General features: G+C 41.4%; 8 protein-coding genes and 1 pseudogene. 3 read left to right on the forward strand and 6 right to left on the reverse strand.

Translation table 11 applies throughout. The features are described 5' to 3' along the window. Positions 1 to 4: 4 nt before the first annotated feature. Entirely contained in the window at positions 5 to 1,801 is a 1,797-nt protein-coding gene (gene sppA, locus DACSA_RS05425) for a signal peptide peptidase SppA (RefSeq protein ID WP_015228781.1), read from the forward strand. A gap of 494 nt (positions 1,802 to 2,295) precedes the next feature. Here sppA and DACSA_RS05430 read toward each other — a convergent pair whose 3' ends face one another. The 3 genes from DACSA_RS05430 to DACSA_RS05440 form a co-directional block, all read right to left on the reverse strand. Next, positions 2,296 to 6,348, reverse strand: a complete 4,053-nt coding sequence (locus DACSA_RS05430) for a glycerophosphodiester phosphodiesterase family protein (protein ID WP_015228782.1) — start codon at positions 6,346 to 6,348, stop codon at positions 2,296 to 2,298. Positions 6,349 to 6,495: 147 nt separating this feature from the next. Then, the gene (locus DACSA_RS05435) at positions 6,496 to 7,314 is read right to left on the reverse strand and encodes a hypothetical protein (RefSeq protein ID WP_015228783.1); all 819 of its coding nucleotides are present in this window, start codon (positions 7,312 to 7,314) and stop codon (positions 6,496 to 6,498) included. Positions 7,315 to 7,327: 13 nt separating this feature from the next. Further along, positions 7,328 to 8,692, reverse strand: coding sequence for a restriction endonuclease subunit M (locus DACSA_RS05440; protein ID WP_015228784.1), 1,365 nt, complete (start codon positions 8,690 to 8,692; stop codon positions 7,328 to 7,330). 183 nt (positions 8,693 to 8,875) lie between these two features. On the opposite strand from DACSA_RS05440, the gene DACSA_RS05445 reads away from it, so the two are divergent. Beyond that, positions 8,876 to 9,394 carry an adenine phosphoribosyltransferase gene (locus DACSA_RS05445; RefSeq protein WP_015228785.1) on the forward strand — a complete coding sequence of 173 codons (519 nt, stop codon included), beginning with the start codon at positions 8,876 to 8,878 and terminating at the stop codon, positions 9,392 to 9,394. A 6-nt stretch (positions 9,395 to 9,400) separates the two neighbouring features. On the opposite strand, the gene cysE is transcribed toward DACSA_RS05445, so the two are convergent. Next, complete coding sequence (gene cysE / locus DACSA_RS05450) at positions 9,401 to 10,144, reverse strand: serine O-acetyltransferase (protein ID WP_041235703.1); 744 nt, start codon at positions 10,142 to 10,144, stop codon at positions 9,401 to 9,403. 86 nt (positions 10,145 to 10,230) lie between these two features. Between cysE and DACSA_RS21325 the strand changes: the two genes are divergently transcribed. Further along, positions 10,231 to 10,398, forward strand: coding sequence for a hypothetical protein (locus DACSA_RS21325; protein WP_015228787.1), 168 nt, complete (start codon positions 10,231 to 10,233; stop codon positions 10,396 to 10,398). A gap of 197 nt (positions 10,399 to 10,595) precedes the next feature. Here DACSA_RS21325 and DACSA_RS05455 read toward each other — a convergent pair whose 3' ends face one another. Both DACSA_RS05455 and DACSA_RS19630 read right to left on the reverse strand, forming a co-directional pair. Then, complete coding sequence (locus DACSA_RS05455; RefSeq protein WP_015228788.1) at positions 10,596 to 11,873, reverse strand: M16 family metallopeptidase; 1,278 nt, start codon at positions 11,871 to 11,873, stop codon at positions 10,596 to 10,598. Positions 11,874 to 11,940: 67 nt separating this feature from the next. Beyond that, positions 11,941 to 12,225: pseudogene (locus tag DACSA_RS19630) on the reverse strand (septal ring lytic transglycosylase RlpA family protein); the annotation flags it as partial. Positions 12,226 to 12,403 lie beyond the last annotated feature (178 nt).

Raw genomic sequence — 12,403 nt, forward strand, 5'->3', positions numbered from 1 at the left:
AATCATGCGTCAGTTATTTAAACAAATTTTCGCGACTTTAATTGGTAGTTTTCTCGGTCTAGTTCTGTTTTCAATTATCGGCACGGGAAGTTTATTCGTTTTATTATTAATTGCGGGAAATCGCACCCAAGATGCACAGATTTCTTCAGATTCTATTTTAGTTTTTGATCTGTCTAAACCAATCCAAGATAATACTCCTACTCTGACGATTGCGGAAACTTTCTTAGAAGATGAAGCACGTACTCTGACGGTTAAAACGGTTCTCAATTCTCTGGAAAAAGCGAAAACAGATGATAAAATTAAAGGGGTTTTATTAGATGGTAGTAATGGCAGTAATCAAACGGGTTATGCTGTGTTAAAAGAGGTGCGTCAAGGACTCGCTGAGTTTCAAGAAAGTGGAAAAGAAATTATTGCTTATGATGTTAATTTTAGTGAGCGAGAATACTATTTAGCTTCAGTGGCTGATCAAGTGATTTTGAATCCATTAGGAAATTTAGAAATTAATGGGTTACGATCGGAACAAACCTTTTTTGCTGGTGCTTTTGATCAATACGGAATTGGCGTACAAGTGATACGAGTGGGAAAATATAAGTCAGCAATAGAACCGTTTACTCGTCAAGATTTGAGTGAGGAAAATAGAGAGCAAACAACAGCACTTTTAGCGGATATTTGGGACGAATTTTTAACGGGTGTTGGCGAAGGAAGAGAAATTAGTGTCGATGCGCTTCAAAATGTTGTCGATGAAAGAGGATTTTTATTAGCAACGGAAGCACAAGAATTAGGTTTAGTGGATGAATTGGCTTATGAAGATGAGATCAGAGAAAAAGTGAAAGGTTTAGTGGGAACAGGAGAGGAAAACGAGTCTTTTCCTAATGTTTCCATTAGTCGCTATAATCAAGTACAGAAAAGCAACACAGATCAGGAAGTATCAGAAAATAAAATTGCAGTTTTGTATGCTCAAGGAAATATTGTCACTGGAGAAGGTGCTTTAGATAACATTGGCAGCGATCGAGCAATCAAAGAAATCAAAAAACTGCGAGAAGATGATAATGTCAAAGCGATCGTTTTACGGATTAATAGTCCAGGGGGAAGTGCCACCGCTTCTGATATTATTTTAAGAGAACTACAACTCACCCGTGAACAGAAACCTGTGATTATTTCAATGGGAAATGTTGCCGCTTCTGGTGGGTATTGGATCGCATTAGGAGGAAGCCGAATTTTTGCCCAACCTAACACCGTGACAGGATCAATTGGTGTGTTTGGCGTATTACCGAATATTCAAGAATTAGGGAATAATAATGGCATCACTTGGGATAGTGTAGCGACAGGGGAATTAGCAGGATTAAACACAATTTCTCGTCCGAAAACAGAACAAGAATTAGCCGTCTATCAAGGAACTGTTAATGAGATTTACGATCGATTTTTGACCAAAGTTTCGGAAGCGAGAAACCTTCCCAAACAACGAGTTGAAGAAATTGCCCAAGGTCGAGTTTGGTCGGGAAAAGATGCTCAAGAAATTGGATTAGTGGATGAAATGGGAGGATTAGAAAGCGCGATCGCTCATGCGGCTAAAATTGCGGAATTAGGAGAAGATTGGCAACTCCAAGAGTATCCGAAAACTAATCCTTTTGAAGAACGTTTTTTAAAGCAATTTATCGGAGAAACCTTCCAGAGTCACAAATCAGAAAACATCGCAGATCAACGGCTGGAGAAACTCCGCAATGCTTGGGAAGATTTTCGTTTGCTAAATGATCCGAATCAAACCTATGCGAGGCTACCCTTTGAGTTTTGGTTAGATTAATTGTTGGTTCAATCCCAAATTCGAGCCAAAGTAAAAGTAGGTTGGGTGGAGTAGTAAAAGTAGTAAAAGACTGATCACTGATCACTGGTCACTGGTCACTGCCATGGGTGGAGAGAAACGAAACCCAACACCAATTCTAAGCAATTATCTGAACTTGATCTAATACCATTTTGGAAAAGTCAAGTTACCTTAAAGCCCCCCAACCCCCCAAGTTTGGGGGGCTTAAGTTGTCGATACTGTAGCGCCAATTCTCCAAAATGGTATAAGGAGGGAAACTAAGCCCAAACCCCAACTTCGGTGGAATTGGGTTACGCGCTTGCGCTTCACTAGGGCCGACGAGAGATCGCAGCTTTCGGATTCCTCAAATCTGGGATTAACAAAGGAGTGATTATTGCGATCGATGCGCTGTATCTTGTTAGCGATGTTCGCCTTGATCTCAATCTTTGAAAGGATCGGGCGGATTTTCCACCCGATCGCGATCTCAACCGAAAAAATTAACCGAAAGTAAAGTCAGCTTCCGTTAAACTGTTGGCTTCAACGCCCAGTAAAACCGCTAAATCCTCACCATCTAAACTGAGTAACGTTCCGTTATCAACCGCAGTGCGAGTAATATCGGCAAAACTTGCTTCTACTCCCGCCACACCGATCGAATCTTCACCAGAGGTAAAATCAGTGATTGTATTCGTTCCCAAACGCACATCGGAGTCTTTAATCTGGAATAAATCAGCACCAGTGCCACCAGTAACAACGTTATTAGCGCCCCCATTGGGAAAGAAAAACTGATCATCGCCTTCATTACCGATTAACCGATCGTCATTACCAGCGACTAAAATATCAGCACCAGCACCGCCATAAAGACGATTACCGCCGTTACCAACAGACGCATCAAGGCGATCGTTTCCAGTACCGCCAAAGAGTCGATCGTTGCTTCCAGCGACTAACTCATCCGCATCACTGCCACCATAAAGACGATTATTGCTGTTGACGGTAGAAGCGTCAATCGTGTCTTCACCAGCGCCACTAAAGACCAAATCTCCTTCGCCAATGAAGTCAACACCAGCATCAAGAGTATCTGCTTCTAGACTGCCAAAAATCGGCGTTCCTGCTGTGGGTGCTTCTGCATTCACTCCTAAACGCGGATCGAGATCAAGGGGTTCATCTAACTCAATCAGCGCAATTTCATTATTATCAATTTCTGGTGGACGACCGACAGAGAAGGGGAAATTATTGTCATTCGCCACTAAAATTGTATTCTCATCGAGGACTAAAACATCTTCAATGGTGACAAAAGGCATGGTGTAAGTCGTTTCTCCATCACCATTGAGATCATCAGGATCAGGGATGTTCAGCAGATCAACTACTTCCTCTTTCTCCACAAAGCCATTCTCGTCAATGTTGGAGAAGTCAACCTTAAAGACTTTTTTGAAGCCATCGAGATCAGCTTGGCTACCATCCCGTTCAATCACCAGAAATTCATTTTCGTTGATGGGAGTAAAATCGCCGATCGCGTGATTCGGTTCTTCTACGCCATAGAAACCAACAATTCCTTGATATTCTCCACTGTTGAGATCAAACTCATAGATGCGACGAGAGTTATCAGGATCGCCCGTTACTTCCCCTTCTAAGAGAGGATAAGCAGTGTTTCGATCGGGGCTAAATGCCATCCCTTCAAACCCGCGCGATCGGGGTAAATTCGGCTCTTCCACCAACGTTTCTAAGACCATGCTTCCCGTTGCAGGGAAATCAGTAAAGAAGCCATCAACCCCAATTTCAATCAGTTGTTCAAACTCTTCTCCTGGGGTTTGCGGTGTACCATCTTCTTCGAGGGTTAAGAACCGTTCCTCATTCCGTAAAGTGTAAGGATGAACCTGTAACCCTGCATTGTGGGCATCATCCACAAAAGAAGTTACTTCCCCAGTGAGTTGAGAGGTGATTTCTGCTTCTCCGTCACCGTTTCCATCCACAGGGGTTTCTAAAGACTCACGGAGTAAGAAGTTATTTTTCCAGGGGCCGGCCCCTTCGGCGTATTGTTCCCCAATGACCTGGAGAAACTCAGCGCTGTCTAAATCACTGTAAATGGTATCTTCTGAAAGCGGATTTTCTACTGCATCGAGGAAGTCTTGTCCGTAAATCGCAGCTAAATCATTCCCTTGTTCCACATTGAAACGAATATCATAAGGAACAGAGAACCCACTATCGGGACTTGCGGAGTCGGTAGTGTTGCCGTAAAGTTGAACCAGAGGAATGTCCCCTAATCCTTCTTGATCAAGGGTTTCCTGTAATTCAATGAGATTTTGGAACTCAAAAGACTGGATAAAGATACGGTTAGGATCAGTAAATCCTGTATCTTGTAAGGTTTGAATTAGGGGTTCTTCTAAAGATAACCCTTGTTCGTCAAAGAAGGTAGGATGTTTGGTTTCGGGATAAATCCCCACTTGGATTCCTGTTTCGGCTTCCACTTCTTGGACGAGTTCGATCACCTCTTGGAAAGTAGGAATTTCAAACTCCCCGTTAAAAGACTGATCACGGAATTCGCGAGGTTGAACCGCACGCAGTTGTTTGATTTCTTCGAGAGTAAAGTCTTCGGCAAAATAAGCGGTGACTTCTTCTCCATCCAGTGTTTTCGTCATTTGACGTTCGGGGAACACTTCTGCCACATTGGTGGTATTATCCAACATGGGTTCATGGCGTGCGATTAAAACCCCGTCACTGGTGGTTACTAAGTCTGGTTCAACAAAATCAGCCCCTTGTAAAATGGCTGTCCGATACCCTTCTAAAGTATGTTCTGGAAGGTCGCCACTTGCGCCACGATGGGCGATGACCAAAGGCGGTTCACTGGTTAAGGTATTGAAGTCAAAGTCTGGATGTTGGGGTGAACGAACATCCTCGGAAACCATCGCATCCCGAACTGGATCACCTGTACGAGGGAAGTCAGTAAAGAAACCATCGACACCAATGTTTATGAGTTGTTCAAACTCTTCTGTTGGCGTTTGAGGTGTACCATCTTCTTCGAGGGTTAAGAACCGTTCTTCATCTCGTAAAGTGTAAGGATGAACCTGTAACCCTGCATTGTGGGCATCATCCACAAAAGAAGTTACTTCCCCAGTGAGTTGAGAGGTAATTTCTGCTTCTCCGTCACCGTTTCCATCGACAGGGGTTTCTAACGACTCACGGAGTAAGAAGTTATTTTTCCAGGGGCCGGCCCCTTCGGCGTATTGTTCCCCAATGACCTGGAGAAACTCAGCGCTGTCTAAATCACTGTAAATGGTATCTTCTGAAAGCGGATTTTCTACTGCATCGAGGAAGTCTTGTCCGTAAATCGCAGCTAAATCATTCCCTTGTTCCACATTGAAACGAATATCATAAGGAACAGAGAACCCACTGTCTGGACTTGCGGAGTCGGTGGTATTGCCATAAAGTTGAACTAAAGGAATGTCCCCTAATCCTTCTTGATCAAGGGTTTCCTGTAATTCAATGAGATTTTGGAACTCAAAAGACTGGATAAAGATACGGTTAGGATCAGTAAATCCTGTATCTTGTAAGGTTTGAATTAAGGGTTCTTCTAAAGATAGCCCTTGTTGGTCAAAGAAAGTGGGATGTTTGGTTTCGGGATAAATGCCGATTTCTTTTCCTGTGTTGGCTTCCACTTCTTGAACCAATTCAATTACTTCTTGAAAAGTGGGAATTTCCAACTGACCATCAAAAGCAGGATCACGGAAATCACGAGATTGAACCGCACGCAGTTGTTTGATTTCTTCGAGAGTAAAGTCTTCGGCAAAATAAGCGGTGACTTCTTCTCCATCCAGTGTTTTCGTCATTTGACGTTCGGGGAACACTTCTGCCACGTTGGTGGTATTATCCAACATGGGTTCATGGCGTGCGATTAAAACCCCGTCACTGGTGGTTACTAAGTCTGGTTCAACAAAATCAGCCCCCTGCGCGATCGCGGCTTTATAGGATGCTAAAGTATGTTCGGGGAAATCGCCACTTGCGCCACGATGACCAATTACCAGTGGGTCTTGTCCGTTTAAAGTATTGAGATCAGGGAAGTTTGGCGTGGCAATTGGCGCTTCTAATAACTCTCCCTCGGCGTTAAAGTGCAACATATAGGGACCAAATTCGTCCCCAACCCAAATGTCGCCATCGCCATCAATCACAAACGACTCGATATCAAAATCAGCGCCAGTGAGAAGTCTTTGGGAAGTTCCTTCGTTGGTAATGGAGAAGGAGATCAGATTATCAGGATCAGAAAGTTGAATAAAGTCTTCTACTGCGACGCTACGATCGCCGTTTTCTGTTCCAGCGAAGTTCGGATCAAGTTCATAAATCCGCAATAAGTAATCACTACTATTTTCCTCAGCGCCAAAGCCATTATCGGAGAGAAACCAATAGCGTCCATCTCCAGTGGGGGCAAATTGAACGCCACTAAATCCTTGTACGGGTTGACCATCAAAGGGACCCGTAAATCCGTTCGCAGCAATTCCCTCGCCAGCGTTGGGACCTTCGGCGAAGGTTTCTGCGGGTAAAACGGCAAATCCTTTCAGCATTATTAAACCTCGATTTCGTTATTTTTAAGCAACGGTCAAAGCAGGTGCTTTCTATAACAGAAGCGCGTAATCTCTGACTACTGAAAGGGTCTCACAATAGGGTTAATTTTCTTTTAAGGAAAAATTAAAACTTCACGAAAAGCTGAATTAATCTAATTGAGGAGGAGGATCAAATAAACTCAAAGAACCTGTTTGGAGGAATAATTTCGTCAATTGATCACTTTGAAGAAAATCCAAAGTCTCTTCAATAGATTTAAACTCGTATATTTTAACTTCACCTAAATTAGAGACTACCTCCACTAAAACTTTTTCCACAACTCTGGTCATCGAATCATCAAGAATTTGATGAATTAATTCAACTAGATTATTTTTTATATAACCAATAATTTTATCGCCAATTAAAGCCTTTTCCTCTGAAGTTAATTCATTAAAATTATACCAAGCTCGTTTCGCTTTCTCTTTATCTTTTTCATCCCAGTTATAATCAATTTCAAATTCTGCCAAAATTTCGCAGATATAATTGAAAGGAATTAGAAAAAGATTAATATCATTACTACGCATCATTGTCTGAGAAGAAAAACTCCAATTTCCAGCTAAAACAGCGATTGAGCTTCTAATGCTTTCATATCTTCTTCTTACTGCTGAGTGAGCCGTGCAAATCCAACTTCCTTTATCTCGATTATGCTTTTTATACCGAATATATTTTGATTCAAATAGAATCAACGGTTGCATAGACTCATTAGCTAAAACCCCATCAATATTATATTCATTTCCATACTGATCAAACATTAATAATTTTTTCGCTTTTTTCCCGCTTTTCGTCTTTCTAACTCCAGAAGTTAAATAATGATAACCATATTCATTAGCTACTTCAAGTAATAATTTTTCTAGAGCATTTTCCATAGAATGACCGATCGCTTCACCAATTGCACTCCCCGAATTACTTACTAATTTATAATTTGACATTTGACCACAAAAATTATTTTTTTTCTAAAATCACCATTGATTCTTTTAAAGACACAGTATGTCTTTGTGGATTAGCTTTCCATTTATCTCCTCTTTTTCTTAAAACCTCAATTGAGTAAGACGAAAACCCGATCGAGCAGGCAATTTCACCGATTAAAACATCTGTAGGAATATGAACACCATAGGGTGCTGAATCACCTAAAATAAATATAGCTTGAGTATTATATTTTAAAACCCGATAGCACTCCTTAAGGATTTTATACATATCATTAAAGTATCCAATTAACATTAAATCATAATTTTTCTTGCCTGCTTTTATTTTTCTTAACTCTTGTAATTGAAAGGCAGCAGAATTAATAAAATCTGTAACCTTTGGACAATGATCACTAAATTCACTATCAATTACATATTGAGGATCATTTCTTGATACTTGAGTTGTTGCTGAGGTCATTAATTTTTTTCTCACCTGATTCGTAATATCTCTCCAGTTTTTAGCAAATCCCCAAAAATAAAGTTCTAATCTAGTGCGATCTGAGTAATCAAAATTATTGAGATAGGGAGGAGAAGTAAAAATATAATCAACTGAGTGATTATGGATATAGTGGGATACATTTTTGGCACTACACAAAATTAAATCATGCTCGGATGCGTTTTGATTTTGCTTAGAAAAATACTGAATTTCCTTAATATCTTGTAGCATGGCTCTAGCAAGTTTATTAAACTCAAGGATAGCGTCTTTTCCCTCAGATGTTACCTTTGCCTTTTTGGGTGCAATATAGGGCCATCCTGTGGCAGCAGTAGAGATTCCCCTGAGTAATGCAGTGATCACAACAAAGATAAAGCCTCGTTCTTTTTGATTTTCAAACTTGTATTCGTTAAATACTTCTCTAATAATTAATAAGTTAGTTAAAGTTTTCTCAGAATAGCATCTTACCACCAGTTCTGGGAAGTAATTTGAAAGCAAAAATTCTTCTCTTGTTCTTAGCTGATGAGATTTAGACTCAAAATTAGAATTAAGATGATTGATGAAAGTAATAATCGCCTTTTCCTGAATGTTCCATTCCATTTTGGCTTTAGCTATCTCATAAACAAAAGGATGAGCTTCAACTCCAATTGAGTTAATACCTTGTGACTTAGCAACGATGTTTGTAGTTGCTGATCCCATAAACGGGTCATATACGACCATTCCCTTTTTTAAGTTAAATTGCTGAAAGGCATATTCAACAGCTTTATAAGAAAAGCCAGCAGGATAAGTAAACCATCTGTGAACGGGGACTCTTAGATTATCTTTAAAAGTTCCCCAGTATTCAGACTTATTTTCTTCTTTCTGGGTTGACTCATCTGTAAACAGTGATAGTTGATAAAATTCTCTACTCAAAAATTACCTCAAATCTATTTCTTAATTACCCTCTGATCCTAAACCAGAATGGTTTGTTGTTTGTTATTCCGATGACAAAACATAGATAACTCTTGTGGATCGGGATATTAGGTAGCTAATTTTTACCCGAATCGAGGTTTCTGATATGCGATAATCCTTAAGGATGTAAATAACAATTGTTTTATGGACTTAAAAGCACTGATTCGAGATATTCCAGATTTTCCGAAACCAGGCATTATCTTTCGTGATATCACAACTTTATTGCGCGATCGAGCGGGATTTCGCTATACAGTAGAAACCTTTGAAAGTAAATTTCGAGATGCTAACCTGATTCCCGATTATGTCATTGGTATTGAATCAAGAGGCTTTTTGTTTGGTCCCACTCTCGCTTATCAGTTTAATGCGGGTTTTGTTCCTGTTCGCAAACCAGGGAAACTTCCGGCTGCGGTTCACAAAATTGAATATGATCTCGAATATGGCACGGATCAACTAGAAATCCATCAAGACGCATTACCCAAAGATTCTAAGGTCGTCATTGTGGATGATTTAATCGCCACTGGGGGAACGGCAAAAGCAACCGCAGATTTATTAGATCAAATCGGTTGTGAGTTGCTCGGATTTGGGTTTGTGATTGAATTAAAGGGTTTAGAGGGACGGAAGAAACTTCCTGATGTCCCCATGATCACCTTAGTCGAATACTAAGAGGAATTAAATTCCCGTTCCATGTAAAAACTCTTGAATTTCTCGATCTTCAAGGCGACATTGTGGGGATTTTTCCCCCTGATCACTAGCAGAAACGACGGAATCTGTCCAATTTTGCTGACGTTGTAGGTTTTGCATTTCTTGTTCTAAGGTTTCGATGCGATCGAGCAACGATCGGATCACATTTGCCTCTGAGTCGGGAAGACTCCCATGTTCTAACGGATCGACTTTTACGCCCGATCGATAAACGACCCGACCTGGAACGCCAACCACTGTACAATCGGAAGGAACATCACGCAAAACCACTGATCCAGCACCAATCCGCACATTATTCCCAATTTGAAGATTACCAAGAACTTTTGCTCCCGCACCAACAACGACATTTTCGCCTAATGTTGGGTGACGTTTACCGCTTTCTTTTCCAGTACCGCCTAAAGTTACTCCTTGATAAATTAAACCATAATCTCCGATGATTGCGGTTTCACCGATAACCACTCCCATCCCATGATCAATAAATACTCCTTTCCCAATTTGGGCGCCTGGATGAATTTCAATTCCCGTGAGGAAGCGAGACAGTTGGGAAATGAGACGAGGGATGAGAGGAAGCCCAATGTGGTATAACCAATGGGAGAAACGATGAAATAAGATCGCTTGTAAACCTGGATAACAAGAGATTACTTCCAGCCAATTGCGAGCGGCGGGATCACGCTCGAAGATAATCCGAAAGTCTGCGGTGAGGGTAGATAACACAGTTCTTCCTAAAGTTTCAGTCTGATAGATCACTCATTATTTTATCGTCTCTTGTTTGCGGTGAAAATCTCTCTTTTGTTTGAGCAATGATCAAAATCCTAACTTTCTTTCTGGCGCTGGTGATTCTTAGCTATTACATTACCAACGTTCTACTCTTTTTTCCCCTAGATTTACTCAAAAACCTCAACTCCCTTTTTGGTTATATCGCCGCAGCAATTGGGATCGCCATTACCGTTTGGTTAATGGGAGATTAATTAGAGTTTGCTGAAAAAGTTCATTAGTCGGTGCAATAAGGCAAAAGGCAAGAGGCAAAAGGCAAGAGGTAAGATTTCAAGGTTTTGATGCAGGGTGCGTGACGATTGAGCGTTCAATTCCCTTGCACTTTTTCAAAGAATTAAGAGCCTTAAAAGCTGATTGGATAAAGGTTTTAGGTTTATTCAGTAAGCCCTAATTAGCCTTGTTGAGGCGGTGATAAGATGACGATTCCGTAAGCATCAGGAGACAGATAACGTTGGGCGGCGTTTTGGATGTCTTCTGGGGTTAAATTACGGATGATTTCTACATAATTAAAAGCTGGGTTGAGATCGCCGAGTTGCGAGAAATAATAACCATAAAGGTTCGCTCGATCGCTCGGTTTCTCATTAGCAAAAACATAACGATTAGCGACTTGCTTTTGAATCCGATTTAACTCGGAAAGACTCACTTTTTCATTCTGTAGCCGTTGAATTTGCGCTTTGATCGCCGTTTCTACCTTGTCTAAATTCTCCACTGGTAAACGAGCCGAAATCGAGAAATTTCCCTGTAATTTTTGACTAGAATTATTCGCACCGATCGCGCTCACTAACTGTTCTTCTTCTCGCAATTGACGAAATAAACGAGATACTTTTCCCTGTCCTAAAATGGCAGCAATTACGTTTAAGGAATAAATTTCTTCGCGATCGTTTAATCCTGGAACTCTCCATAACATCACCAACCGCGCTTGTTGTAATTGTGGATCAATGAATTCGTTTCGCACCACTTCCGAAAATGGTGCTTCGGGTGAGGGAAATGATACCTGTGTCGGTAAGGGAGTATAACATTGGGGGGCGATCGTTTCCCAAGCGTCTGTCACGGTTTCAATCAAGGTTTCTACGGGTAAATTCCCCACCACGCTAACTGTCATCGTTTTTGGGTGATACCATTGACGGTGAAACTCGCGCATTTGTTTGGGAGTCACATCAGCAATGACACTCGCTGCACCTAAAACTGGACGACGATAAGGAAGAGATTGATAACAGGTTTCCATGGCACGAGCGTAGGTGCGACCCATGGTATTGTCTTCGCTGCGGCGTATTTCCTCTAAAACCACCTTTTTCTCCCTGTTAAATTCATCTTCAGGGAGGCTGGGGTTGCTCACCAATTCCAACTGTAACGGGGCGAGTTCAGCGAAGTGTTGTGGTGCAGTGGTGATGTAATAGTGAGTGTAATCTTGACTGGTTGCTGCGTTCATCACGCCACCCCGTTGTTCCACGATTCGATCGAACTCTCCTGGCTTCACATTCGGCGTTCCCTTAAACATCATGTGTTCGAGGAAATGCGCCATCCCATTAATTGTATCGGGTTCTACCGCCGAGCCGACTTGAAACCAAACATTAAGGTTCACTGCTTCTACAGGAAGCGTCTCGGCGATAATGGTTAAGCCATCATCTAGTTCTACAATCGTGGGAGTATTAAGAGCAGTGGTGATCATTTTTGAATTGGTTTAATTAGGTAGTTAGATTATCCTGATCTTAGCCTGTGGAACAACACCTTGCTATTTAGCGCCCAATGATTTCAATGCGAACCGGTGCGACTCCCGATCGAAGCATTCCGATATTTTGCGCCGCCGCTCTTGATAAATCAATCACCCGTCCTCTGGAAGAAGGACCTCGATCATTAATTCGCACTACCACCGATCGACCATTTCTGAGATTTGTAACTCTTACTTTTGTGCCAAAGGGTAAACTGCGATGGGCTGCGGTATGTGCATAAGCGTTAAAACGCTCTCCGCTTGCGGTACGACGACCATGAAATCTTGAACCGTACCAAGACGCTTTCCCTTGCATTCTAGCCAGTAGGGAGTTTGAATGATCGGTTTGGTTAATTTCACGCCACGACTTGAAAGTTTCAGCCGTAGCTGTTTCGCTTAAAGTTGAGGATAAGCCAACGCTTAAAGCGCTGGTGAATAAGGTAAGGGTTAATAACTGTCGTAATTGAATTTTCACAATTTTGATGGTTTTT

Source organism: Dactylococcopsis salina PCC 8305, from assembly GCF_000317615.1.
GTDB lineage: Bacteria > Cyanobacteriota > Cyanobacteriia > Cyanobacteriales > Rubidibacteraceae > Halothece > Halothece salina.

Bases quoted from the DNA above. Each gene is read 5' to 3' on its own strand.
- sppA (WP_015228781.1), top strand. From the start codon at position 5: ATGCGTCAGTTATTTAAACAAATTTTCGCGACTTTAATTGGTAGTTTT.
- DACSA_RS05445 (WP_015228785.1), top strand. From the start codon at position 8,876: ATGGACTTAAAAGCACTGATTCGAGATATTCCAGATTTTCCGAAACCA.
- DACSA_RS05455 (WP_015228788.1), bottom strand. From the start codon at position 11,873: ATGATCACCACTGCTCTTAATACTCCCACGATTGTAGAACTAGATGAT.
- DACSA_RS05435 (WP_015228783.1), bottom strand. From the start codon at position 7,314: ATGTCAAATTATAAATTAGTAAGTAATTCGGGGAGTGCAATTGGTGAA.
- DACSA_RS21325 (WP_015228787.1), top strand. From the start codon at position 10,231: ATGATCAAAATCCTAACTTTCTTTCTGGCGCTGGTGATTCTTAGCTAT.
- DACSA_RS05430 (WP_015228782.1), bottom strand. From the start codon at position 6,348: ATGCTGAAAGGATTTGCCGTTTTACCCGCAGAAACCTTCGCCGAAGGT.